A 25504-nucleotide genomic window follows, 5' to 3' on the forward strand; every position below is an offset into this window, starting at 1 on the left:
GTACGAATTCTTTATTTTTAAATTTCGACATGTCTGAAAAGTATTCCCTTCTAATTCTATATAACTTCGAAATTTCACATACCGTAATTATTCTAGGAAAATAAAAAACTCGATTGATAGGGATTCCTGCACCCTTCTGACGAAGACAAAGGAATCTATCTTTTTGTAACGAACGTTATAACAGAGGTGATCTGTTATGACAAATAAAACAGGTAATTCGCAGCAAATATACAGCAGCAAGGACGTAGCCACGCTCCTGCAAATCCAGGAGTCCACTTTGCGTAAATACTGCATTCTATTAGAAGAACATAAATACCACTTTCACAAGAACGAGCAAGGCCGCCGAGGATTCTATGATAAAGATGTTATAACACTAAAGAAATTGATAGAGATTAAATCCCACCCCGATATGACGTTAAAACAGGCGTGTGACGCTGTAATGACTTGGGTTAACACAAATGATGTAACGGACACTGACACAGCTGTTACAACGGAAAATGAGCAACATGACGCGCGATACGATGAGTTGAAGAGCATGATAGAACAGCAGAATGAACTTTTGAGACAAATGGCGGTTAAAATGGATGGACAGCAGCGTTATATTGAAGAGAGTTTAAATCGTAGAGATCAGCTGCTGCTGGAATCTATTAGAGATATGCAAGAGGAAAAACGGGCATTAATAGAGGCGGCTGCGGCGCAGAAAAGACCGTGGTGGCAATTTTGGAAGAAGTAGCAACGGCTGCTTCTTCTTTTTTGTGCTAATTTCATAGAAAAGTGTGGTTAACCACATCTATAATTTGTTTGTTATGCTTAAAATCTATTGAAATTCGGTAGAATGATAGAATAAGTGTGGTTAAGCACACTTTGTCGAATGATTTTTATTGAAAATCTATTGATTTTTGATAGAATAAGAATTGTAAGTGTGGTTAAGCACACTTTTGTAAAAGGAGGACGATAAAATATGAATATTTCACGCTTTAATGCTGACTTTGGTAACAGCGTAAATAATTTTTTAATCGATGGATACTATCTAGAATTCACAACGGCTGTAGTAGAGCTTACAAAAGAGCAAGCTGACAGACACTTTGTAGACTCTTTCAATGATCCGAAAGAATTACTAGGAAACATGCTTGTTTCAACGGTTATTGATGATGAGGAACGATACTTTTTAGTTGGAGAAGCTGCTGCAAAGCGCACACTTTCTGACAACCATGTAAGCCGTATGCATAACAAAATTAAGAGTCATATCCCTTATGTAAGCTTCTTGTCTTCTATTGCATACTATAACGCTATTAAAGGTAATGCTGATAATTCAGAGGTTGAAGTAGAGTCTATGAATATGATGCTTCCAATCTGGTTATTAATGAAAGCAGAAAAGTTTAGCGTAGCGCAAAACGAAATGGCTGCACGTTTCCAAAAAGAACATAAATTTAAAGTACATACACCAGGACTAGAAAGAGAGATTACAGTTAATGTTAAGAACGCAAAATGTCGTTCAGAGTCTGAAATTGCACGATATGGCATTAAGTATGCTCTAAATAGAGCGGATGACTCTAATACATTGAAAGTAGAAAAAAGAAAAGCTGCTGCTCAATTTGCGAATGTACGAGTTAATTTAGTTGATATTGGTGGCGGTTCAACGGATGCTGTAACGCTTGGTGCAGGTCTTTCTACACCAAAGAGCAGGGATGACTTTAAAGTTATTGATGTGAAGCCTTATTTAGGGAACTTGGAAGAATTCCGTAAGGAAAAAGTATTAGAGCTGTTCCCTAAAGGGTTACGTTCATTAGAAAACTTCATTGTACAAAACTATGAGAAGCAAACGTATAAATTGACGAACGGTAACACGGGTGAGTCTCATGATTTAACAAAGTTAATCACAGCTATGTTAAATGATTACGCAGCATTATTTGTAGACAGAGTATTAAACTCATTCGATACTTCTAGTGATGAAGTAGTACCATTTGTATACTTCGGTGGAGAAGCGCCTATATTAGCTCCGTATATTCAAGAAAACTTATTGAATCATATGAATCAAGCTGCAGCAGATAAAAATCATCTGTTCTTACACGACATTATCGAGCAAGGAGAAAACGAAGTAATACCTGTAACTCCAAGAACTATCAACTTAATCTCGCTTGAAGTAAGAAGTATTATTGATGCACAAAAAGTAAAAGCATAAGGTGTGTTTTATGATGGCAGAAAAACGTAAAGAAAAGTTCATGTTAACTACCAGTATCATGCCTCAAAGTGTTTACGAAACTTTAAATGAAAAATCCAGAAGTAAAAGTTTAACTAACTATGTAATTGAACTTGTAGAAAAGCAAGGTCGAGACCAGGAGTTAATCAGTAAGCTTTTAACAAAATTAGAGCGTATTGAAACTACTCTTGAACAAATGAAAGATACACCAATTTCTATTAAAACGGAAAATGATGTACCCGAAGAAAACGAGAGTAAAGAGGTTGCTTCTCAACTTGCAGAAGGAAGTTATACATCATATACAAAAGTTGAATGTGATGTTGATGATGAAGACGATGAGGAATACGATTTTTAAACAATAAAAGAACAAGCCCTCTCCAGCTTGGCGGCACGAAAGGGCTTGTTCTTCAAAAAATGAAATTGAAAGGATGATTTGCGATGGCAAATACGCTTATCAAAATCACTACGAATGAACCTATTTTATCACAAAAGATAAACGAAAAGAAACCTATGGAAGTATTCCATACTTACGTTTCTAATAAATATCAGCAATTAAACGAGTTTTTCGGAATTGAAGAAATTCTTTCCGATCGCGCCTGGTATTACGGAACATTAGCGCTTATGTTTTTTCTTCCTGCTGCTACTTATATTATCTCTGAATTAATATTCTAATTAAAGAAATATACAAACTGAATTCAAAGCGGATAGTCATACATGCTATCCGCTTTGAATTGTTTATAAGTCATTATTTTTTGCGTTTAAATAGTGGTCTGCTGGACATACTATTTAATGAAAATGGTACAAACTAATCAGGGAGTAGTGGTTTTATCGGATTGCGACTCCGATTTATCGACAGCATTACTTCCTTTATCTTTTGTTACAATTAAAATGATAAGAAGCAATAAAGCAATAATTATCATTTCTGATGGATGTTTTCGCCCCCATTTCATTAGAAAATCAATCCATTGCTTAGGTTCGTCTGGGGAAAATACAGCTACTATGACCCCGATGCGGATTATAAGGCTTCCCTCTAAAGCCTTAATAAAGTTTTTGAAAGTTTGCATCATGTACATATACCTCCTTTAAATTTAAACCCCACTGTATACATGTTCATTTTTGGTCTTACAACGTTTATTGTTTACGAATTTTATTTATTCGATACATGGATTACAATTGGATTCCTTATGATTTATTTTGAGAATAAAAAATACATATGTATCAAAACCGACTAGATAAACCCTGGTCGGTTTTTTATGTTTAAAAATGGCTAATTCCCTTTATATTTTTGTCTGTCCAGACATTTGAAAAAACAGCAAATAACTATGCTCTTCATTAGGGTAGAAATGGATTACAGAAGTCAAGGTGAATTTCATAGGCTTAAAATCACTTATAAACCATTATCACTGCTGGTCTGAAACGGTTTTTGTTTTTGTCTGTCCTCACACAGACAGGGGCACACCCACACTTTTTATTTCAGAAAATTACCCCTAAATTAACTGCTTTCTTAATCATTATGGACAGACAAAAATATAACAAAAAACACACCTGTTTTCGCCTATATATTTGCGGCGGCAGCAGGTGTGTTTTTGTATACAGAAATGACTGGTGAACGCTTGGTACATCAATATTCAGATATGTGTATCTGAACCTATTGAGCAATCATAAGGGCAGATACACATACCTAGCCATATGAAATTGAGTATCTGTATCTGTAATTGTGTATCTATACGAAAAAAAGTTATGAAAAAATATGATAAAAATGAAAAAAAGACCATTTATCTGTTTACTTAGGTTGATAGGTATGGTATAATAGATTTATAAGGAGGTGAGGGAAATGGGTTGGAAAACGATAGACTGGGAAGCAGTTGCTAGAATCTTAGCTTACATCGCAGGAGCTTACGCAGGATTCACAAGCGGAACAAAAAACATACTAGACATGAAAGACAGAAGAGAAAAGAAGAAAAAAGAAAAAGAGCGTCAAGCCAAAAAGACAAGACGCAAAAAAAGAAAATAACCAAAAGGGGGAAGCAATTCCCCCGCCTAAATTAAATATAACACAAATCCAACCCATTTATACTATGAAAAGAAATACAATTGTTTTACTTACATGTTTACTAATTGCAGTATTAACAACTAACTACGGAAACCCTAGTGCAATTGATTATCTTGGTATTACCGCAACAATTATAATTGTCATAGCGCTTATACTATCCTTAATGAACTACATTTCTAAACGAAAGGATTCGAACGAAAAATGAAATATCACTTAAATTCAAGAGCAGAGGTTGAGGACTTTATTAATAACGAAATCCTCAACACCCCAGAAGCAGCGGCGATCTTGGACGTTTCAAAATCCAGAATGAGCAAAATGATAAAAGACGGTAAACTGGTTCCTATTCGTAAAATGGGTAATATCAGCTTGTTTCTACGCTCTGATATAGAAGTTAAAAAACAGGAATTAGAAGAATCTAGAAAGAAATATAGACCTTATGATGAATAAAAATTAAAAATAATACAGAGATAGCAGGTATCTTTGTGCAGAGGAGAGAAGTCATTTATGTTAGACGGCTTAGGACATGAAAATATCGAGCAGTTCGACTTGACCCCTATAGCTTTAAGAGAAGCGATTATAAAAAAATTACGTAAACCCAGCATCATCCCTTATAAACTAATTCATATATCCTCTAATGAAGAACAGCATTTCAAAGCCTATTTGTCCAACGGTGCAATGATATGCGTTATAACACAGTTGGATGACGTGGAGCCTTTGTTTGAACATGAGATGACGATATCTAATATTAGAGAAATTCAAGAATTAAACCTTCTTAATAAATAAAGCGACGTAAATATTACGGGTTAACCTTAGTTTTTCAGGTTAACCCTATTTAAATAAAGGTTTATTTGTATAAAATTCCTAAAATTACCTTTATTTATCGTTATATTGTAATATATTGTTTATTTTTGTAAAATGAATTTGTAGAAATAATAAAGGAGATGAGAATATGAAAAAATTAATAAGTCTACTAGCAGCATTCGTTTTTGCTTTAACACTACTACCAACTAACTCTCAAGCTGCATCACTTCCACAATTAGAAGCTGTAAACATCGTTTCAGTAGGAGACGACTTTGGAATGCATAGTACAAGTAAAACTACAATTCCGTATTTATATGGAGATGTATACGTTACTGTATTTGAAAGAGGTTATCCTTCAAGCTATTCAGAGAATTTAACTGTTAATGGAAGCAGAATTGGCGGTAATAATTTAAAAGTTGTGAAGCAAGAACCGTTAACTGATTTCACTGGATTAATCTATGGATATAGAAAGACTTTTGAAATTCCAGAAAGCTATTTTTCTAATCCTGGCTATAACTCTCTACATTTCCAAGCAAAGAATGACTTTGGACAAACGTTTACTTCAACGCACAACTTCCAAATTAAAATTATGTAATACAAAAAAAGCCAGCTCCCGATAAAGGAACTGGCTCTATTTATTATTTATACAGTTTGAAGCCACATACCATAACCAAGTTCTTTTAGCTTCGCCATTGTATCACCAGCCCATTGTTTATTGTTAAAGTCACCAATTATGATACGATGATAGTCTCCTTCAACGCATTGCGTCCACACACCGTAATCTGGTAATGTCTCTTTAACTTTTGTAAGAGCTGCAGCGGTCCATTCGATTGAGTCAAAGTCTCCTATATTAATGCGATAGGATTCTTCTTTTGGAGTAGATGGTTTTACATTCATACCATAGTATTTTGCTACTCCATCAGCATGAGCACGCGCTACACCATTCATGAATAATGAATCGTTGAATTTCTTGATTTCTACATTGTCCATAAATAAATTCTCTGTAAGAACTGCTGCCATGTTTGTTTCACGTAATACAGCAAGGTTTTTTTGTTTCTTGCCACGATCGCGGACTGTCGAACCAAAAAAATTCATAATGGTATCGTGTACAGCATTTTGAAGATTGACTGTTTTTGAGTCGTTTACACCCTCCATGCGGAAAGTTTCAAAACCCCAGCCACCACCAGCATTACAGTGAATCGAAACAAATATATCAGCACCCCATGCATTCGCTTTTGCAGCACGTTGTGAAAGCGATAAGAATATATCAGACTCACGAGTCATACCAACCGTCATACCATATTCATTAACTAAGATTCTTTTCATTTCTTTTGCAATGGACAATACAATGTTTTTTTCGAGTAATCCATTACCTGCAGCACCGCTATCATGACCACCGTGTCCTGCATCAATCCATACTTTTACCATCTTCAAACATCTCCTTTTCTATTAATCTAAAAATAAAAGAGCACTGTCACATGACAATGCTCTAAACAAGCGTTTGTTTTAAACCTTCTTTTTTCAATTCTGACGGCTTTTAGTGAATTTGGATACATAAGCCTTATAAATGATTGTGCCGACGACGATTGACCAGCACACGAAGTTAACAGCAGCACTAATTGCATCCTCTGTTATAACATGATAACCAAGTGAATCTAGTAACATCTTAATAGCACCGAAGAAGCCAAACAGAATAATTGTAACTTCGGGTTTTACATACTTCTTTAAAATCTCATTTTTCATGGTTATTTACTCCTTTTCCTTGTGTTGGACCTATTTATCTTTGCTGCGATTTCAGAAGAAATACTCTCTAACAGCCATGCTGGAATCCACTTGTCCCAGCCAATACGAGCGCAGTTTGCAGCAAAACTATTAAAAATGTGGTAGATCAGACCACCTGTAACCATATAGAAAAACAAATCTGGTAGTTTAAACGCTAGGTCAAATAAGTGAGCTACGCATGGCAGCATAAAAATGACGACTGTTCTTGTAATACCTTCAATGCCATAAGCTGATGAATACGAACCATCAATTTTTGAAGCTTTGCTCCCTGTAATCCAATCTAGCCCTGTAATCCAATCTAGCCCTGTAACCATGAAAAGAATACCAATCCAAATTAGATTAGCTTTTCCATACATCACCCCCAAGATAGTACCCATTGCGCCACTAATAAACGAAACCATTTTGATTTCAGCGGAATTAAAAATATCTAATACGTTCATGCTGCGTAAAATAGCGTTTACTCTGTTCATCCATTCACCCCCTTTCAAAGAATAAAAAGAAGAGCAGCTGCAACAGCCACTCTTTAAAAAACAAAATAAAAAAGCCTACAACTGTTGTACGCTTAATTGTTTCATGTGTTTAATTTTTTCCACGAATGTTCTAACGGTTCTTGTCTTGGTACTTTTTGCTCTTGGTTTACATCATTCTTTAAAAGAATACTTTCACCGAAAATGAAACCATTCTTTTTGAAGGTTTTTCTTTTTCCTAATAACAATAAATCTTCCATAACGATACCGTTTCTTTTTGCCACCACCCTATTTAAAGTTATAAAGTCTAGATTCATTATAATACCTTTAAAAGTGTTCAATATATTCACCTCTTCATTCGATACGAAATGCTAATCCTGGAGGCAATGAAGGGTAACTTCCATGAGCGAAGACATATTTGTATTTATGTATTTTATCCGATACTTCAATTTCTAGAATATCTCCACTAACGATACCAGAAGTAGAAGTTGTAAATAGCCCACCTAACTTCCCGCGTAAACCATATTCGTCAGTTAGGATGTAGAAGGGTACCAAAACAAAACAGTCATCTATATTAGGGTTTCTGGAAGAAGAAATATCAAGATATTTACTTTTGTACGATACAGGATTTCCGTTCCAATTGCTATTTTTAGGTCTTTCAAATGTCCAACCATTCACCTTGTTATAATCTGAACCTGAATAGGTACTTGCATACCAACTTAAGGATCTTGTATAAGGTTCATGTTCTTCTTCCAACATCAAATCAGCTAGCGCCCCTATATACGAGATTCCAGGGTGACTATTAAGGCTTTTAGGCGGAATTGTACAAACTATAATTTTTTCTTTATCAATAAAAACATATAGCTCTATTGGAATTAATGGATCTATTTGTGGACCTTCTCCTAACCTGTCTAATCTAGAATTATAATTTCTTCCTTTGAACCAACTGACTGGAAAACTATAATCAGAACTATTCCCTCTACTTGTAGCGTCGTTATATCCGGTACAAAATTTGAAAAATGCGTCAGAAAACTCTGTCTCTCTAACATCATAGTTCGATTTACTAGAAAAATTTTCTGCACCACGTCCATCATATGGAGTAAATTCAATAAAAATATTTTTCTTTCCGTCGTTCCCATCTGAATACATCATATAAACATCATTTTCATTATCTTTACCAGCATTTAGCTGCTTCCATCCAACACGTAGCATTTCATTGATAACAATATCAAAAACTTCTTTTTTTAACGGTGTGAATTTTTTAAAAATGTAATCTGTCATTATTTATTCGCTCCTTTAATATAGACTGATTGCTTTAATGATAACTGTGAATACAGCAGCTTTATTTCCTTTATTCTCCACGTATACATGAGAATATGTTGAACCATCCTTGTCTTCACAAGGTATTGCTAATATGTCGTAAGTTTTCGTTTCTCTCAAACTTTTATATATTTGCGTTCCGTCGGTTTTTTTGTCAAAAATCGTAGTTACCGCTTCAATCTCTTTATCATTCGTGATGTGTAAGGTTCTTAAATCGTATTTATTATGGCCGAGATTAACCGCAACATATCGATTTTCTCCTTTGTCGATTGTTACTTGCACTCGTTTTTCTATAAAAATAGAAGAGGAATCTTTATCGATTCCCCCTCCTGTATCCCTATATCTTTTTATCTTCATAACGGTTCCCAGCGTAAACACCTCAATCATGTTTAAGTTTAATATTAAAATAGATAGGCTCAAATCCAATGTAATCATAATCCTTCGTCACTTTGACAAAGAAATCTTTTGTTGTCTGTGCTTCTAACGTTCCAATATAAAGCTGATCTCCATAGGCTGAACCATCAAACGAAATATCTGCCCAGGTATAACCTGCTTTGTCTAGGTATTGTTGAACAGAAATATAGAGATTCGTAGCGGCTGTAAAGTTTTCGTTTGCAATTGTCATCTTAACTAATCGTTCTCCTTCAGTCATATAACCGAGGTCCGTAATACTAGTATCCGATAGTTCGGCAGTATTCATATATATTTTTAGCGGAGAGCCTAGGTTATATATATCGCCGCCATGGAAAAGCGCAGATTTTTCAGCTATTAAATTTCCATAATTGTCTAAAATTTGTAATGATCCTTCAAATTCTAGTGATGGTAGTGGTATATCAATTCCTGTGTGTAATTCTTCTATTAATCCATGGAATATGGTTAACCCCACAGCATCTTTTAATATTACCTGGCTTTTTGGAAAGGCTTGTCGTAACTTCAGTTTATTGCCTTTTGTGACAATCACTTTATTAATATCTAAGTTTACAAAGTCTTTATTTATTCCCTTTTTTAATACAATACCGATTTTATTAGCATGAATCCTTTCACTGTTTTCAAATTCAAATCCGGACTCTTTTTTACTGAAGAAATTCCACTGATCTCCTTTAGATACCGCCAACCATTCTTTACTATCAACATTACTAACAGCTGAAAATGCTTCTAAAAATTCCACTTTATTATCATCGTTTTCAAAGAGAATAAGTCCACCTTCATCACCTGCTGCAGTTGGGCTGTATTCTGATACAACCTGTATAGCAATATCGCTGTCTGGTTTCTCTAATAAAGCAAGTACATCTGTGTTTTCATTATGTTCTAATCGTAAATAACCATTTCGTGCAGCTATATTTACTGAACCTATAGGAGAAAGAATCCAATCCGGATGCATTGTTTGAAATTCATCTTTAAATACAAATCCACTTTCTTTTTTATATAAAGATACTTGTAATGGATTAGTTTTCTCTGCGGATAGTACAGTCATTAAACTCCTCCTATCGTGTTTTCTTCCAATCTCCTTTGTGCCACCAGGATTGACGGCCATGTTTCAACCATAGTTTCGCTTTTTCTTTTTCAATTTGCTCGATCTCATTTGCTTCACCTATAACTGCAGAGTATAAGTTTTCATTTTTAAATAAGTCATTCTCTATTAGTAGAGTGTCTTTATATAAAAGTTTGCTAGCATTCTCTATTTCGTTTCTAATCGCTTTTACAAAATGTTCCCTACTAAAAGTATGGATGTCCTCCATTACGCCTTCAAATGAACGCTGTGTAGCTGAGGAATCCAATTCTGTTATTATTGTTTCTTTTGCAGGTTCTGAACCTAAATCACAGTCGTCGTTAATAACGGCCATATTCGTTATTTCTTGTCTGCTGACATCTATGCCATTTGCTACTTCTGTAATGAGTGTCCTCTCACAAAATTCAGCAGCTACACTTTCATTCTCCGCCGCTTGCCACTCATGAGGGTTCTTATGTGTTTGTTCATCTTCTATATTTACAAAGGAGAAGACTCTTTCCAGTTCACCATAATTACCTTCTGTAACTTCTGCAGCATGATCGGTAAATGATTTTGCAAGCACTTCACCTTCATGCAGATAAACTGGTTTTCCTTGACCGTCCATCAATTCTTGTTGTTCTTCTATCGCATTTACTTCATTTTCATTCCGATCCATATCGTATAAATGTAGAAGTTCTCCATTTTTCATCATGTTTGTTCTATTACCATACGTATCATTTAAAACAACTGTAGAAATATGACCCTCATGACGATGAGTTATTTCGGTTTGATTCCAATACGCATGCATTTCTCTTTCTTTTTTCGTAGAATCATCAATTGCGTTTTGCGAAGTAGCTACGTACCTATCATGTGCAAATAAATCCTTAACAGATATTTCAGCATTCATTTCTTTGGGAAGAACCGTCATAACTTTGTTCTCGGTGACATCTATTTCATATATCTTTTCAGAAACATTAGAAGTAATTTCTTTTGCAATTGATTGTGCCCATATATCGTGCGTTCGTAATCCTATATCTGTATAATCCACATTTGTGTAATGAGTATCTATTGATCTAGCTGCTTCTGCAGAATTACCGATATGAACATCAACGAAAACATTTTCTTTTCTATCTAACGCTGTATATGTTTCTATAACTGATACAATTTTGTCCGCTTTGCGATTGCTATCTATTAATTCGTTATAGATAGAGTCCTGTTCTACATACAATCGATTAAAAGATTCTTCATCGATAATCGCACTTGCTGAGGTTTCTTTTATTCGGTCTGCTTCATTTGTTTGTTCGAATGGAAGCATATCGAATTCTTTATGGATACGTTCTAATAACTCAAGCTCATGAAGGTATACAGGTGTACCCATTCCATCAAATAAATCAGTATCTTCGTATACAGCAGCTAATTCTTTGGGCTTTCTATCTGTGGAAGTATCATATTCTGTCCATTGGCCATCTAAAGTTTTTACGTTTCTTTCTGTATTTTCAGCAGAATCAATTTGTCCTAAGTGCTCTCTGCCTGTTCTACTTGCCATTATGCTTTCATAAAACGCTTCACCATAAAGTACACGCGCAACAGCTACCCATTGCGGTAATTCATCTACTTCAGCTGCGTATTCTCTTAACTTTTGTTTAACAATTTGATTTTTATCTACCGATCCATTAAAAGTACGATCTACTTTATCCGTTTTATCACTTACGGAAATATCAGATTCGTATATATGGGAAACAAAATGAAACTTATCCCCTCCAGCTTGTTCCATGGAAAAAGTTCGTGGATTGCCATTTGCACCGTTACTATATGTAATACTTGCAGTTTTTTCTCTATTTGCAGTTAGTTGTATACTATCTACAATATCCGCTTGGATAGTACGGATTATCTCTGCATCTTGGTCAATCGAAATAGTTGCATCAACTTCTTGAATTCTCATTGCTCCTACAATATCGGTTAATACACCTTTAGCTCTGGTTATTTTTGTAGCCGATACGCTTGCTTCATTATCTTTGACTGCTTTAAATCTTGAATTTGGCGGCACACTTACTGGATATTCACGTTCTCTTTTTCCGAATGGATCACCAACAGGGATTGCGAAAGTATACTCTTTTTCAAGTGTTGGCCTCGAGCCTACGGAAACGACATATTCTTTTTCCGAAACAAATAAAGGAGGGGAAGCAACAGAATAGACTCTTTCTATCATTCTTTGCTTTCCTCCATTTCTTACATGTCTTCTTTATAAATTGCTAAACCGATTGGATTAAATGGTGTACATTCATCCGTTGTCATCGGTGATACATCTGTAGTAGGTAAAGAATAACGATAAATTTGTCCCACCTGGTAATTCGCGATGACTTCTCCGTTTGGTTCTACTTCAAAAGTAATGGTTTTATCATCCGGATTATATGTGTATTGTTCTTTTGGTATCTCTGCACAAGCAACCAGTACTTGCAGCGTATCCCCCTTTGCTTTGTGTTCTAAGTGAAATACTTTTCGGATTCCATCACCTTTGCCTAGGGATTCATTTGTTACAGTCTTCTCAAGCTCTAATTCATCTGCTTGCTGGATATTCTTTGAATGAACTGCATATACATCATCTAATTTTCCTACATACCCATCATTTGGATGAACAATATAAATTTGGGACAAGTGATATTTACCGCTATACATAGACGGATTGAATCGCCCTTGTCCACTATCAATTTCTTTATTATGAGTAAAGAAAGCGAAATAATGTTTCTGGTACATTGCGCCTGTCATCGATTTAGACAACATTGCATACATGTTCCCGTTTCCAGTATTTTCTCCATAATCGACGTTTGCATCACCAATCTTCTGGTCCTTTACATGTGAAAATTGACCACCAGAACGGCAACCCCCAATCATAACCAGATTCTTTAATGGTTTATTATCAAACGTGTAAATCCGTCCAATATAAAGCGGAACGAATAATGCTCTTACTGGCGCAGGAGTTGGATCGATACGCATAAATAAAACTAAACGATCTTTATTTGTATTCCCATACATATACACAACAGAATCGCGCTTCCAGTCGTTTGTGAAATTTGCACTTGGAGTGAAACTAATTGTCGTATATGGTGAAGCATTAATAAATACAAGGGAAGAATATACTTCTGCTATCACCTTTTTTACGTCCTTCACATCGAATGCCGTTGAAGCAGGGATATTTGGTATCGTTCGTTCTTCATTTGGTTCTACTGTATAAATTCCTGAAACTTTAATATTATCGGATGAAGCTGGAGCAGCATGAAAAACAATGTCCTCTCCATCAAATACATATTCTGTTGGGAATACGACTTTATCATTCTTATATACTTGCAATCTCATTTCATCCATTGTGTTGAACGGTAATTTAAATGTTGTTTTCGTTCCATTCCCGTTTCCAAGGTTGGCTTTTTCATCAGATATTTTTAATTCTTGTTCGATAAGATATTTATCATAGGTGAAAAAGATAAATTCGTTAGATGGGTCATAAGCATCAGCTGCTAATCGGTATTCACAAGTAACCTTCACGTTTTTAGCCGGAGCGGTATGGAACGTAATAACACCGCTTCGACCATTCACTGTATATTTCGATTTATCGAATGGTAAGCCATCGATATAAACCATAACGGAACTTTGGATTACTGGATATGTCGGCAATGTAAATGTTGTTTTTACCTCATCGCCATATCCCAACATACCTAACTTAGACTCTGGAGAAACATATCGATTATCTTTAAAATCCGAGTTTGCAGAATCATAACCAACTGCAAAGCCAAATCGGCGTTGTTCCCCATCGCTGCCGATGGATTCAAATAACCGAACATCTATAAATCGTGAAATGCTGCTCTGTATTCGGTAAAATAAATCCTTTTTCCATCCACTTGATACGAATTGTTTTTCTAATTCGTTTGGTAAAGTTTGTAGATTCGCTGTTTTATCAAACCACATTTACAATTCCCCCCTTATACTGTCTTCTCAAAAATGCCAATTCCTGCAGGTCGATATACCGTCGAAGGCATTTTCGTGACAGGAGAAATTGCATCCACGGTAAAGAATCGATATATATCATGTGAATCGGGACAAGTATTCTTTCTTACTTTTAATTTATCCCCGTTTAATAAGCCTAATGGAGATAATAGAACCATATATGGCATATAACCGCGTACACCTTCTTCTGGGTGTACAATATAAGCCCTGGATGTATGAACCTTATTGCTATACATAGAAGGGTTAAATTGATACTTGTACTCATCATTTTCATGACTTTGCCATGCAGAAGGATACTGGCCGCCTGTTGTACTTTTTCTGTCCGGTGGCATTTTGTTGCTTGGTGTACTCCATGAAATATAGTGAGCTTGATATCTTGCACCAAAGCGAGAACGTTTAATAATGACATTATCTATACCGTTACCAGGTGATTTAGGATAAGATTTTGTTCTCGGCATACATTTGCTAACATCACGAAATGGCTTTTTATTTTCAAAATCAAAAGAATGAGAAGCACTTTCTGCACCTTCGTCATATGCCGAACCTGCCCAAAGTGCATCGGCAATTGTATCTGCTTCCCCATAGCTTTCTAATCGTCCTAAATATACTGGAACGTTTGGTACTGAGTTATTATCGAAAGCGGGCGTACGATCTGCTTGAATTAATAAGACCACTCTATATTTATCGACATGACCTGTAATTCTAACTAAAGAATCGGCCCACCAGTTTGTATCCACATTTACACTTGTTAATTTTGGGTTTCGGAATGTAGATTTTACCCAAGGTGACATCATTAATTCGGGGGTGTCTTTGTATTCATACGATACGATGACAGAACCCATATTACCCGGCCGCTCTTTTCTAATCACCTCGGCCAATTCTAAGTCCATCAATCGATTTATTTCTTGTCCAGCTTCCGCACCAATAATAAAAATGCTGTCATCCGCAGTTGATGGTAACTTTTCAATCATATAGGTATACATACATGACCTATCAATGTATTGAGGATTACTCTTCATAAATTGTTTAAATGCTTCTTTTCCCTCTTCGGTATCAATATCCATTGTTAAAGACTGAGAACTTTCATATTTCCAAATTTGAGCGATTCCGTAATAAGCATCGTCTGCGTTTTTTAAAATAATATGTTTCGCAGCTGTATAACTAGCTTTTGTTACATTATCATCTTTATCTTCTGAAGTAACTTTAACTAAACGATGAAATGATTTCTCTTTCGTCCAGCCGTTTTCCACCATAACAGCAACAACTTCGTCATGAAATTCTGCTTCAGTAACAATCTTTTCAATAAACGCCATCTATTCCACACTCCTAATCTTTTAATAATTGGTAGTTGAGCCATACTGTTTTTTGTTCTGCAGAGCGATTATGATATTCAAACCGTAATATCGCTCCTGCTGGTATCGGCTTAATAACGGAAAAATTAAAGCCTTCGGGGACGTCTTTGATATACACTTCATCTGCAATTAATTCATCGTTAATAAACAAGCTCCAATGATCGCTATCACTATAATTGGATGCAGCCACCGAAAATGCGATAATTTCGGTATCGAATGATAAAGTCGTTTTATCGATGTGCATCGCATCGTAAATCCCTATTCTTCGTCCTTTTACATAAGGTTTTGTTTTGGTGGGGAAATAAGGGGTGTCAAACCGCCCACCAGCCATATAATTCACTGAAAATCCCATGAGAAACCTCCTATTACTTCAAGAATTGTAGTGCAATCCATACTTGTTTATCGAGAATGCCCTGGTTATGAAACTGAAAAACAATTTTTGAACCGGCAGCTAATTGCATATAGGACATTAAAGAAATTCCCTCTGGCAGATCCTTTGTATAAATGTCTTCACAAATGGTTGTTCCATTTACGATGAGCGACCATTTGTCATCAATTTCATAGATAGAGCTGCTTACACTAATTGCATGAAACTCCATATCCGTTGGGAGCGTGTATTCTAATGTGTCTACATTTGCAGCAGTGGAATACATAGCATCACCCTTGATATAAGGAGTGCTTCGTGTAGGATAAAATGGCGCGTCTAGTCTGCCGCCAGCTAAATATGTTGTCTGAAACATAAGAACGCCCCTTTTTTTAGTAATAAAAAATTCCCGGTATCGTTATATAGATACATCGGGAATTGGTAAATCTGAAAGCATGCCATTGCCTTTATTAATAATGCGTGGCTGCACACGTTCTAATTGTTTTTGAGCATTATATATTAATTGGATCTCTAGCTGCTTACCGGTGACTTTATGGGATAGCATTACTTTATCTAATATACCCTGAGAACTAAATACTAGATCATAATGCAAGTATTTGTCCCCATCCACCTGGTCCAATCTTCCGGAACCATCACGAATAAGCGTATAACCTTCCATCATTGTTTTTTCAAACGTATTATTAGGGTCATCGCCGGGCATTTGTTTCCCTCCGGCGTACACTTCCCTATCAATCAATTCTTTCATCATATACATGATGGGATCAAATAAGTTCTTCTGCATAATCATGCTATCACCTCAATTCACTCGCGTCACAGACCAAGTTTTCGCAGGTTTCTGTATATAGTAATGGTTTGCATCCTGGTTAACCCGTGGAAACGTTAAATCCGGAAGAGAACCGTAATCAAATAGAATCTGATTTTGTGTATCTAATACTTGTAAACGTCCTGTAAGTATCCCTTTAGGGTTTCGAACAGCTTCGAATACAATAATATTCTGTCCGTATTCTAATGGTATATCGACGTATTCTGGTGTGTTACGAATAAAATAATGCTCTTTCACTAGCTTATCGTTACAGTAAATGTTTAATAAATCGCCGTCTTCTACGTCCCAATCCCACAGTTTCAAACGAATTGTATCGACGTTTACTATAATACCGTCAATATCCGTATAAGGAGCAGGTTCATATCCAAAGTTAACTGTTAAATCTAAAGTTTGGTAAAAGCCATCATCTGCAGAAATCATTGTTGTAATCCCTTTTACAAAGTAATTCCATGCTTGGCCAGAATCTCGATTATAGATAGATATAACATCAAACAATTGAATACGTGGGTCTCCAACAACCGCAACAGTTAACGTTCTAAATTTCTGTATCGATTTTAAATGATATGCAGCTGCTACGGCCCTTCTCGCAAAGAAAGTTGTCGCCCAGGGAACTTCAATCATTTCTTCACGTAAGTCACCTAATGCGACATTTTTAAGAAGAAATGAATTAAGAAATCCATTCGCATAGTCACCACATTTCACAACAACACTATTATTCACATCTTGATCTGTTAGCTGCATATCTAATGAAATAAGGTTTACTCCTTCAGTAAAATTAAATTTAGAAGGATCATTAATCTTATAATCTGGTATTTTCATAAATGTACAGCTGCCATCCGGTTCATGTTTGATGTAATGAAATGTCGTGTCTACGATATCTCGTACAATCTCATCCCACTTTTGAAATCTTGTTCCTTTTGCGCCTTCAACAATCCAACTATCTTCAGTTCCAGGTATCTTTACTCTTTCTCCATGCAGCGTAACTCCCGCTTTATTAAAGAAGAATTTCACCACATCGTATACATTACCTGTAGGAGCAACGATTTCATCTGAACCTAAATCTGGAATGACAGACTTATGCAGAACCTTCTTATAAGAAGTTGTACATGTGACGGATATATTTTCACTTTCCGCGTTTACTTTTACATCGGATACATAACCATGTATAAAAGGTAATGCTTCATCACCGTAGCCAATTGCAACTTTAAATTCTGTTTGAGGATATAGTTGCTCTGTAAATGGAACTTCTGATTTATAAAACCATTCATGTAAATAGGGAAACTTTCCAGTAAAATTATCTGGGGCCATTTGACCATATTCATTTGAAAATGTGATGGTAAAAGAACTTGCAAACTGATCTGCGGTTTCTTGTGCTTCTAATCCAATAACACGATGTTGTACTTGTACCCACGTCTGTGTAGAAGCGATATTGTTTTTAGCAGCGCCACGTTTTTTCATATGAACAACTAGATTAGGTGCATTGTTTCCTGTTTGAAAATAAGTACCTAGCATTCTAATTAATGATACTGTTGCATCTCTCACATTCCATCTACTCCTATCCCTGCGCGCGATAGCGAAATTAATTTACACTTTGCAATAATCAATGTACCTTGCCTAATTGTATCCACTTCATTTGGCGGTATAACGCCCCCATACGTCCCATAATCCCCTTTAATAATATGAGGTTCATAGATGTATCTCATGAATTCACGCCAATGCTGTACATGATTAAATAAGGCTACAAACTCAACTTCGCAACCCTTATTTCCGACACTCTGAAAACGTGGACTTCCTCGCATCACGTTATTTGTTTTAAGGCTATCTAAATCTTTTGGGAACTTTGTTTGTTCGATCATAGCAATTGTATCGATAGGGCCAAAAGCATGATAATAAACATCGCGCAAAAATAATTTATCACCATATCCATAACCGCTAATTGAGAATTCAATTGTTTGTGGACCAGAATCAACGAAGATTTCGTGCGATTCCCATGCATATGCACCTCTTGTACTAAATCTTTCTATTCCATTGATACGAACAACAAAATATTTATGAGGCAGCATTCCATCATCACCAATAGGAACCTGCGACATGAAAGAGAAATTGTATGTTCCTGGCCAAGAAAAGTTCACTGTATATGAAATTGTATTTTCTAGTTCAGTTATCTTAGAGAACAGGAATTCTGCTCCTGCTCTCCGGTATAGTTTTTTTAATATACTCATAGGTTTCTCACCGCCATTCCCATTAAATCGTCTGCTACAACGTTTTGAATAGCCTTACGCATTTTCATAATGTCCTCCGCGCTTTGTAGCTGCTCAACCATAACTTTAAATGTTGCATTTTGAATGATAACGCCTTTGTCTGTTTTTTCTTCTACTTTTGTAATTTGTGCAGCTGGTGACTTACTGTTCATCGATGGTGATGCTCCTATTTGTGTACCCATTCTGCCAATTTGATTTGTCATAGTAGAAGTTAGATCAACTGGTCCAGGCGGAATAACAGCTGCATTTAGCATTGCAGAAGCTTTATCTACTAATGGAACCATCTTCTCCATACCAATAGCGATACCTTCTGTAATGTTGTTACCATATCCCATCATAAGACGAGAAGGCGATTTGATTCCAAAGAAGTCTTTAACTGCACCGGCAATTCCACTCGCAATTCCTTTTGCCTTCTTCACAACCCAATCAAACATAGAACTCATACCCTCACCGATACCTTTTACAATATCAGCGCCCCAGCTGAATGCGTCTTTGGCCACATTTTTAATAATGTTACCAATTTGACTGAATACGTTCTGCACAGTCTCAACAATACCTGTAAATGCGCCAATAATTGCTTTTCGTACCGTTGAAAATGTATTAACAACAAGGTTCTTTATTGTTTCTAAAACCGAAGTGACAACGTTTTTGATTCTGTTAAAGTTTTCAACAACAAAGTTTGCAAAGGCGCGTACGGCTCCGATTATGACATCTTTAATAAAATTCCAAGCTGCTTGAATGATGCCCTTTATTAAATTCATCACTGTATTGATCGTATTTTTAATGAAATTAAAGGTAGTGACAATAAAGTTTTTAATAAAGTTTAATGTTGTAGTAAAGATTGTTTTAATAATATTCCAGCCAACTCTAAAAATCGTTTGCCAAGCTTTTATGACAAACGATAGGTAAGCCTTTATTCCTTCAAAAACAACGCGAATAACCGTCTTTATGGCATTTAGAGCAGCTGTGAAAATCGTTTTAATGACATTCCAACCGACTCTAAATATGGTTTGCCAAGCTTTTATGATAAAGGAGAAGTATGCTTTTATCCCTTCAAAAATAACACGAACAACTGTTTTTATAGCGTTCAAAGCAGCACTGAATACTTTTTTTATGATATTCCAACCAGATTCGAATACCTTGCTGCAGATGTTCATGAAAGATTGAATAGATTTTGTTATGCCTTTCCATGCTTGGTCTAGGATTTTACCAATAAAGGATACCGAAGAACTAAATATATTTTTTGTTCCTTCCCAAAATAATGAGAAGAATTTTCCTAAACCGTCCAAGGCTGCTTTCGCTGTCTTTACAATGCCATCCCATGCTTTTCCGCAAATGTCACCGATCCACTTTACTGCTTGTTGCGTATATTTAACAATCGAATCCCAGTTCTTATAGATGAGATAAACCAATCCTATAATGGCGAGAATAGCAATTGACCAGGGATTCAAAAGCAGCGTCATCATAGACCGTCCTAATAGTGCAATTGCCTTGCCTATTCCACTAAACATACTTATTAGCGTTGGCCCAAGCTTTAAAATCCCTGCGAATAACCCTGGTATTTTAGCTAGTGCGCCACCAAGAAAACCAAATGCACCAACTAAGCTACCAATAGAAGAAAGAAAAAATCCAAACAAGGCAATTAAAGGGCCCATTACAACTACCAAAGCAAGGAATCCTGCAATACCAATTTGAATCGGTTTAGGTAGAGCGCCAAATGCTTCTGCTACAAATCCAACTGCCTTAGCTAAAGGTGGCAACACTACTTCGGCTATATCTAATAAGGCGTGTCCAACAGGTTCTAGCGCTGCTTGAGTTTCACGCAGTACTTTTTGCATTCTTACACTAAAGGCCTCTTGAGAAGCCTTTTCCATCTTATTCATGGCACCTTCTGTTTTTCCTAATGCACCATTTACATTATTAAGACCGAGTACCGCTTCTGCCCCCATGTCTTCCCATTTTGTGCCGAAAATGGCTACCCCAAGTTGATTCGCTTTCACCTTATCTTCCATTTGACCAAGGTCTGCAAGTACAGCATTAAATACATCTGCAGCAGTACCTTTTCCTTGGTTGAAGTTATCCCAAACCTTTTGAGTTTCGGGGGACATTTCTGCGAATGCTTCTGTTACACCTTTAGATCCATCTTGAACACGAATACCAAATTCCTTTACTAAATCGTTAATGTAATCTAGATTATAAGCGCCATCTTTGGTTCCATTCGCTAAAATAGTAAACATTTCGTCAGCTGTGAATCCAGCTTGTTTAAATAAAGGTGAGTATTCGGAGATATTATCAAACATCTCTTTTGAGAAGTTTAATCCTGCTTGCCCTCCAGCAGCTAGAAGGTCAAACGCTTCTTTCGATTCTAATCCAAATTGATTCATCAATTGTCCTGCGCCACGAGTAACTTCATTGATATCACTATCAAATGTTTTAGCAAGTGTCATAGCGCTTTGCGTAGCTGATTCTAATTCTTCAGTAGGGACATCCTTCATATTTTGATAAACCTGTACCAACGCAGCATCTACCTCTTGAAGACTGGCCCCATATCCTTCTTTCCATGTTTCTTTTGCGACTTTTCCAAGTTCTTCTGTTTGTTTTTCCGTAAGCCCCAATGACGCTTGCATTTGTCGAGTAGAAGTATCAAAATCAGCTGCTACATTCATGGCAGCCATACCAATTCCGGCCAGCGGAAGAGTCATACCCGCCGACATATTTGCTCCTGTTTCCTGCATACGGGTTCCGACTTGGTTTATAGATTCACCTGCTTGTTGAAACCGATCTTGCATACCGGTTGCGGTTTGTTGAACGCTATTTTCGAATTGCTGTAAATCTTGATACGCTTGATCTGCTTTAATACCAATCGTGCCGAACAACTGAAATAACTCTGTAAGAATTTCGCGCCCCCCCTTTCATTACTGGGGATATCACCCGTTATTCATCGTCTTGAAATTGCGCGATTATATGATTTGCATGTTCGACGCACTTCTCTTTTGACCAAACTTCATTTTCAAGTGATGTTTCTGTCTCTGTATGTTTAAGAGAATCATCAGTAAGACCAAATGCATTCAAATAGTCATAAAACGTGGTACCTTCCTCTAATTGGCGTGTCTGATAACCAATAAAGGCCATCTTCTTCCAATCTTCCAGTTCCTCACGTTGTTCTTCTTTACTAATAAATGAAAACAAGTCCATTAAACGAGAATACGGTAGGGATAAGACATATTCGTCTGTCCATCCATACCGTTTCTGAATCTTATCAAAAGCACGCAGCATGTTATGTTCGGCTTCTTCTAAATATTCACTTGTTTCTTTTATCCTTGAATTGGCGCTGCCGCTTGCTGTTTCTGTTTCTGACTTAGTACCTTGACCACCCCTTTGACTTTGTTGAAAAAAGCCTTTAAATCCTCACTTTCAATAAGCCCTTGAATAACTGCTAGTGTTGCATCTGGTGGAAGCTGTCCAAACTGTTCCGGTGTAATTCTTAAAAGACTTGCAAACAATTTGTTGAAGTCCTCTTCACATCCTGGAATCATCGCGATCACACGAAATGCAAATTCCATTCCTTTTTTTTGCTGCTTTTCTTGAATTTCCGCCAACTTCATTTGCTGTTCTTCAGGGGATAAACTTTCTAGAGAATTTGTCATTTCATCAATAATGCTTTTTTCTTTCCCAAACTCCATGAAATCACTCATAGCATGACGACCAACTTTTGAAATAATTGTTGCGAGAGTCCAAATATCTGTTGTATTTAAGCGACGCATTGGAACTTGCACATCGGAAATTGTAATTTCTGTATCTTTCTTCATCATTTTTTCTAAAATTGAGTTTACAGCCATTTATATCCCTCTTCCTTTGTTGTTTTTATATAAAAAAAGCCTACATTCTATTAATTAGATGTAGACTTTTTATCTGGTGCAGCAGCAGCTTCTTGTAATGGCGTTGCTGCTGCTTGCGCATTTTTCTTTTTCGGCAAGTAAATTTCATAAGGTGGAGATGTAGGAGCGCTTTCGCTGTAATGGCCAACGAATTTACATTTCAAACCGACTGTACCTTTACCATCTTTTAAATCCACCTCAATACTAGATACAACCATTGCGTTTCGAACTACGAAAATAACAGGTAAGTCACTTCCGGAGATTGTTCCAACTAATGCGATGTCATTATAACCAGAATCAAAAATATTATTTGTAGGTTTGGCAATATCGTAATCAGCATCCGTTTCACTATCGATAATCATGCTTGGTAAGGCTAGTTGTAAATTATCCTTTGTAAATTCAACTAATGTTGTTTCTAAATGTGGTTCATCTTTCAACAGCCACTTACCGCGCACCATTTTCCCTAATAAACCGTCGATATCTGCATCATAATACTCTCGATCAAATGATACTTTTGTTCCACCAGTCGTAGCACCAAGCATTTCTCCCAAATCTTTTACACTTTTAAAACCTTTGTATACCACACCTGGGCCAATGACAAAATTATCAGTTGTTCCTTCTCGCACACCATTAATCATTTTATGACTCATTATGCAGATCCTCCTTTTCGTATAAATCCATCCTTGTTGTTCTTACAAGGAATTTTAAATTAATATGAATTACCGAAGGGTCTTCATCCGGAATAGGAGTACGGCCCATACGGTGTATTGTTAGAATCCCAGCTTCTCGTAATAAACTTGCTTCTCTATCTAGTAATTTTTCAATCTGTGTTGCGACAGTATCAGCCTTTTCATAATCCCCATGATTACAATACACATCCAAATTTAGAACCATACGATCAACAACTGCGACGTCATCCGGATTGTTTGATTCAATTCTCATAATCACATAAGGCATTTGCATATCACTCTGTGCAGTTTGGAAAGTAAGAGCAGGATAACCTTCATATTTTGATAGATTGGCAGCTACAATTGAATCGGATTCTACTATACTTCTAATTGTTGCAATCACTTTACTGGTCAAAAGCTGCCGCCTCCTAATATTCTTTTTAATGCCATACGTTCTCTTTCAAACGTTTTTAATAGGAATGGCCGGGCTTCCATTTTACTTGTACCATTTTCAAGCCATATTGCTTTTTCCAAATCACTTCCTACACCACCAAGTATTTCTGTTTGGGTTCGTTGCAGCTCATATTTAATAGAGTTTCTTAAATCCCCCGTACGAACTGCAGGAGCTTCACCAGGTGCAGAAGCGGTATAGGTTTGACTTGTGTTTGGAACACGGTATTTATGGCCATTACGCCCACCTGTTAACGTCTTTTTCACTTCATTTTGTAGATGTATACAGCCATTTTCTACGGTTTGCGCGAGCGCTTCAGACAATTGGCGTTTTACTTGCTCAAAGTTACTGGAAAACTCCACTTTCATTGACATGCACTACACCTTCTCGCAATAAATTTCAATGTGATGGTCCATAAATGCCGGATTTCTCGGCTCACCTTTCACTTCAAACACGTAATCTTTAAAATAAATACGATCATTTGGTTTTATTTCATATGATGCAGGTGCATATATCTTGTAATTCGGGTCAAAATTCTGCTTTTCACGCTTTAATATTTCATTGTTTGCGGCAGAACTCGTTGTAACACGGCAATTCATAGGATTATAAATGACGATTTCTCCCTCTTTAAAGTTACCTGCTGGCTGCTTTACTTTACCGTTTCGTTTTACAATGACTTCATGAATATATAAATCTTCCATATCGTCGTATATTACACTCATGTAGCCATCACCGGCTTATTTTTAGCCCGAAACCCTTTCAATACACTTAGTATCTTTTGATTTGTATCTGGTTCATCTAAAATTTCTGGGCTGATTTGATAAGAATAATCGCCAATACTTTCCGATGTCTTCATATTCTTTTTCTGTAACTTTGCTCGTTCTACTGCGCTACATGTCATATCAATAATGCACTTTCTCATAAGCAGCTGCAGATCATCGTAATCTTCTATTACGTATTCACATTCATATAATTGATTCGGATGTAAACCATAAAGAATGCGGCCATCTACAGTGACAGTTTCTGTTACATCTTGTTTAGTATCTATACTGATCACTTTTGTTACACTTTCAGCAGAAAAAGAAAGCCAAGTTAATTTGCTGCTTTTAACTTTTTCCTGCATTGGATTACGTGGTTTAACCCTTAAATATTTATTTGTTATAACTGCATAGTAACTAATTAGTTCCTCAATCACTGAATCTGAAAAATTAGAGACATTTACACGATCTTTTATATCTTGCACAGTAACCTTCATGCTATTTTTCTTTCTCTTTCTTCTCAACTTCTCGTACAAGCTCAAAATGACTAGTAGCGACCAAATAATCAGCTTTTTCATTAGAGACAGTTTCTTCTTCACCATTTTTAAAAACTTTGCCATAAGCGGTATATGTTCCACCTAATCGCAGCTTAATAACTTTCATCGCATGGCCCTCCTAGGGGTACCGCCAGCATTTTGAAAAAAACCACGCTAAGCAAAAAAATAATAAGCTGCCCATATGGACAGCTCATTTACATAATTATCGTTATTGGGAGTTTTATTTAGCTGATAATCTTTGCATCACGTAACCATTTTTC

33 protein-coding genes are annotated in these 25504 nt (G+C 36.3%); 8 read left to right on the forward strand and 25 right to left on the reverse strand.

Annotated features, from left to right (window positions below):
* The first annotated feature begins 196 nt into the window (after positions 1-196).
* From BAMA_RS21570 to BAMA_RS21585, 4 genes are all read left to right on the forward strand, one after another.
* The gene (locus BAMA_RS21570) at positions 197-733 is read left to right on the forward strand and encodes a DUF3967 domain-containing protein (RefSeq protein ID WP_034643573.1); all 537 of its coding nucleotides are present in this window, start codon (positions 197-199) and stop codon (positions 731-733) included.
* Between the two features lie 228 nt (positions 734-961).
* Complete coding sequence (locus BAMA_RS21575; protein ID WP_034643575.1) at positions 962-2182, forward strand: Alp7A family actin-like protein; 1221 nt, start codon at positions 962-964, stop codon at positions 2180-2182.
* A gap of 10 nt (positions 2183-2192) precedes the next feature.
* The gene (locus tag BAMA_RS21580; RefSeq protein WP_162176074.1) at positions 2193-2555 is read left to right on the forward strand and encodes a hypothetical protein; all 363 of its coding nucleotides are present in this window, start codon (positions 2193-2195) and stop codon (positions 2553-2555) included.
* Positions 2556-2638: 83 nt separating this feature from the next.
* Positions 2639-2872 carry a hypothetical protein gene (locus BAMA_RS21585; RefSeq protein WP_034643578.1) on the forward strand — a complete coding sequence of 78 codons (234 nt, stop codon included), beginning with the start codon at positions 2639-2641 and terminating at the stop codon, positions 2870-2872.
* Positions 2873-3009: 137 nt separating this feature from the next.
* Here BAMA_RS21585 and BAMA_RS21590 read toward each other — a convergent pair whose 3' ends face one another.
* Positions 3010-3267: a hypothetical protein gene (locus BAMA_RS21590; RefSeq protein ID WP_034643581.1), complete on the reverse strand. Its 258-nt coding sequence runs from the start codon at positions 3265-3267 to the stop codon at positions 3010-3012.
* A 767-nt stretch (positions 3268-4034) separates the two neighbouring features.
* Here BAMA_RS21590 and BAMA_RS21595 point away from each other — a divergent pair.
* The 4 genes from BAMA_RS21595 (at position 4035) to BAMA_RS21610 (ending at position 5649) form a co-directional block, all read left to right on the forward strand.
* On the forward strand, positions 4035-4214 hold the full coding sequence (locus BAMA_RS21595) for a hypothetical protein (RefSeq protein WP_034643584.1): 180 nt from the start codon (positions 4035-4037) through the stop codon (positions 4212-4214).
* A 240-nt stretch (positions 4215-4454) separates the two neighbouring features.
* Complete coding sequence (locus BAMA_RS21600) at positions 4455-4700, forward strand: helix-turn-helix domain-containing protein (RefSeq protein WP_034643587.1); 246 nt, start codon at positions 4455-4457, stop codon at positions 4698-4700.
* A gap of 57 nt (positions 4701-4757) precedes the next feature.
* Positions 4758-5036 (forward strand): hypothetical protein, encoded by a 279-nt coding sequence (locus BAMA_RS21605; protein ID WP_034643590.1) that lies wholly within the window; start codon positions 4758-4760, stop codon positions 5034-5036.
* 166 nt (positions 5037-5202) lie between these two features.
* Positions 5203-5649 carry a hypothetical protein gene (locus BAMA_RS21610; protein WP_051759049.1) on the forward strand — a complete coding sequence of 149 codons (447 nt, stop codon included), beginning with the start codon at positions 5203-5205 and terminating at the stop codon, positions 5647-5649.
* A 47-nt stretch (positions 5650-5696) separates the two neighbouring features.
* Here BAMA_RS21610 and BAMA_RS21615 read toward each other — a convergent pair whose 3' ends face one another.
* The 24 genes from BAMA_RS21615 to BAMA_RS24285 all read right to left on the reverse strand — a co-directional run bounded on the left by BAMA_RS21615 (position 5697) and on the right by BAMA_RS24285 (position 25350).
* Positions 5697-6482: an N-acetylmuramoyl-L-alanine amidase gene (locus BAMA_RS21615; RefSeq protein ID WP_034643593.1), complete on the reverse strand. Its 786-nt coding sequence runs from the start codon at positions 6480-6482 to the stop codon at positions 5697-5699.
* A 93-nt stretch (positions 6483-6575) separates the two neighbouring features.
* The gene (locus BAMA_RS21620; RefSeq protein ID WP_034643596.1) at positions 6576-6797 is read right to left on the reverse strand and encodes a hypothetical protein; all 222 of its coding nucleotides are present in this window, start codon (positions 6795-6797) and stop codon (positions 6576-6578) included.
* A 2-nt stretch (positions 6798-6799) separates the two neighbouring features.
* The gene (locus tag BAMA_RS21625) at positions 6800-7276 is read right to left on the reverse strand and encodes a phage holin family protein (RefSeq protein WP_415782944.1); all 477 of its coding nucleotides are present in this window, start codon (positions 7274-7276) and stop codon (positions 6800-6802) included.
* 131 nt (positions 7277-7407) lie between these two features.
* Positions 7408-7644, reverse strand: coding sequence for a hypothetical protein (locus BAMA_RS21630; RefSeq protein ID WP_034643601.1), 237 nt, complete (start codon positions 7642-7644; stop codon positions 7408-7410).
* Positions 7645-7657: 13 nt separating this feature from the next.
* Positions 7658-8584, reverse strand: a complete 927-nt coding sequence (locus BAMA_RS21635) for a hypothetical protein (RefSeq protein ID WP_034643603.1) — start codon at positions 8582-8584, stop codon at positions 7658-7660.
* Between the two features lie 15 nt (positions 8585-8599).
* Complete coding sequence (locus BAMA_RS21640) at positions 8600-9058, reverse strand: hypothetical protein (protein WP_235184499.1); 459 nt, start codon at positions 9056-9058, stop codon at positions 8600-8602.
* Complete coding sequence (locus BAMA_RS21645; RefSeq protein WP_051759051.1) at positions 9003-10097, reverse strand: hypothetical protein; 1095 nt, start codon at positions 10095-10097, stop codon at positions 9003-9005. Before BAMA_RS21645 ends, BAMA_RS21640 begins: the two co-directional genes overlap by 56 nt.
* A 10-nt stretch (positions 10098-10107) precedes the next feature.
* Positions 10108-12321 (reverse strand): hypothetical protein, encoded by a 2214-nt coding sequence (locus tag BAMA_RS21650; protein ID WP_034643605.1) that lies wholly within the window; start codon positions 12319-12321, stop codon positions 10108-10110.
* Between the two features lie 20 nt (positions 12322-12341).
* Entirely contained in the window at positions 12342-14072 is a 1731-nt protein-coding gene (locus BAMA_RS21655) for a hypothetical protein (protein ID WP_034643607.1), read from the reverse strand.
* A 14-nt stretch (positions 14073-14086) separates the two neighbouring features.
* Entirely contained in the window at positions 14087-15424 is a 1338-nt protein-coding gene (locus BAMA_RS21660) for a hypothetical protein (protein WP_034643609.1), read from the reverse strand.
* A 13-nt stretch (positions 15425-15437) separates the two neighbouring features.
* Positions 15438-15815, reverse strand: a complete 378-nt coding sequence (locus BAMA_RS21665) for a hypothetical protein (RefSeq protein ID WP_034643611.1) — start codon at positions 15813-15815, stop codon at positions 15438-15440.
* Between the two features lie 13 nt (positions 15816-15828).
* Complete coding sequence (locus BAMA_RS21670) at positions 15829-16203, reverse strand: hypothetical protein (RefSeq protein WP_034643613.1); 375 nt, start codon at positions 16201-16203, stop codon at positions 15829-15831.
* Positions 16204-16245: 42 nt separating this feature from the next.
* Complete coding sequence (locus BAMA_RS21675) at positions 16246-16635, reverse strand: hypothetical protein (protein WP_034643615.1); 390 nt, start codon at positions 16633-16635, stop codon at positions 16246-16248.
* A gap of 9 nt (positions 16636-16644) precedes the next feature.
* Positions 16645-18183 carry a hypothetical protein gene (locus BAMA_RS21680; protein ID WP_415782945.1) on the reverse strand — a complete coding sequence of 513 codons (1539 nt, stop codon included), beginning with the start codon at positions 18181-18183 and terminating at the stop codon, positions 16645-16647.
* Between the two features lie 26 nt (positions 18184-18209).
* Positions 18210-18893, reverse strand: coding sequence for a hypothetical protein (locus BAMA_RS21685; protein WP_034643618.1), 684 nt, complete (start codon positions 18891-18893; stop codon positions 18210-18212).
* Positions 18890-21829 carry a phage tail tape measure protein gene (locus tag BAMA_RS21690; RefSeq protein WP_034643620.1) on the reverse strand — a complete coding sequence of 980 codons (2940 nt, stop codon included), beginning with the start codon at positions 21827-21829 and terminating at the stop codon, positions 18890-18892. Before BAMA_RS21690 ends, BAMA_RS21685 begins: the two co-directional genes overlap by 4 nt.
* Before the next feature lie 37 nt (positions 21830-21866).
* On the reverse strand, positions 21867-22208 hold the full coding sequence (locus BAMA_RS21695) for a hypothetical protein (protein WP_034643622.1): 342 nt from the start codon (positions 22206-22208) through the stop codon (positions 21867-21869).
* A 38-nt stretch (positions 22209-22246) separates the two neighbouring features.
* A complete protein-coding gene (locus BAMA_RS21700; protein WP_034643624.1) occupies positions 22247-22771 on the reverse strand; it encodes a hypothetical protein in 525 nt (174 codons plus the stop codon).
* Positions 22772-22821: 50 nt separating this feature from the next.
* Positions 22822-23460 (reverse strand): hypothetical protein, encoded by a 639-nt coding sequence (locus BAMA_RS21705; protein ID WP_034643626.1) that lies wholly within the window; start codon positions 23458-23460, stop codon positions 22822-22824.
* Positions 23450-23893 carry a DUF3168 domain-containing protein gene (locus BAMA_RS21710; RefSeq protein ID WP_034643629.1) on the reverse strand — a complete coding sequence of 148 codons (444 nt, stop codon included), beginning with the start codon at positions 23891-23893 and terminating at the stop codon, positions 23450-23452. Before BAMA_RS21710 ends, BAMA_RS21705 begins: the two co-directional genes overlap by 11 nt.
* A complete protein-coding gene (locus BAMA_RS21715; RefSeq protein WP_034643630.1) occupies positions 23890-24303 on the reverse strand; it encodes an HK97 gp10 family phage protein in 414 nt (137 codons plus the stop codon). The genes BAMA_RS21710 and BAMA_RS21715 overlap by 4 nt, the downstream gene beginning before the upstream one ends.
* 3 nt (positions 24304-24306) lie before the next feature.
* Entirely contained in the window at positions 24307-24651 is a 345-nt protein-coding gene (locus BAMA_RS21720) for a head-tail adaptor protein (RefSeq protein WP_034643632.1), read from the reverse strand.
* The gene (locus BAMA_RS21725; RefSeq protein ID WP_034643634.1) at positions 24648-25184 is read right to left on the reverse strand and encodes a hypothetical protein; all 537 of its coding nucleotides are present in this window, start codon (positions 25182-25184) and stop codon (positions 24648-24650) included. The genes BAMA_RS21720 and BAMA_RS21725 overlap by 4 nt, the downstream gene beginning before the upstream one ends.
* Before the next feature lies 1 nt (position 25185).
* On the reverse strand, positions 25186-25350 hold the full coding sequence (locus BAMA_RS24285) for a YqbF domain-containing protein (RefSeq protein ID WP_084158082.1): 165 nt from the start codon (positions 25348-25350) through the stop codon (positions 25186-25188).
* Positions 25351-25504: the final 154 nt, after the last annotated feature.

The organism is Bacillus manliponensis (assembly GCF_000712595.1).
In the GTDB taxonomy this organism is placed as follows: Bacteria; Bacillota; Bacilli; order Bacillales; family Bacillaceae_G; genus Bacillus_A; species Bacillus_A manliponensis.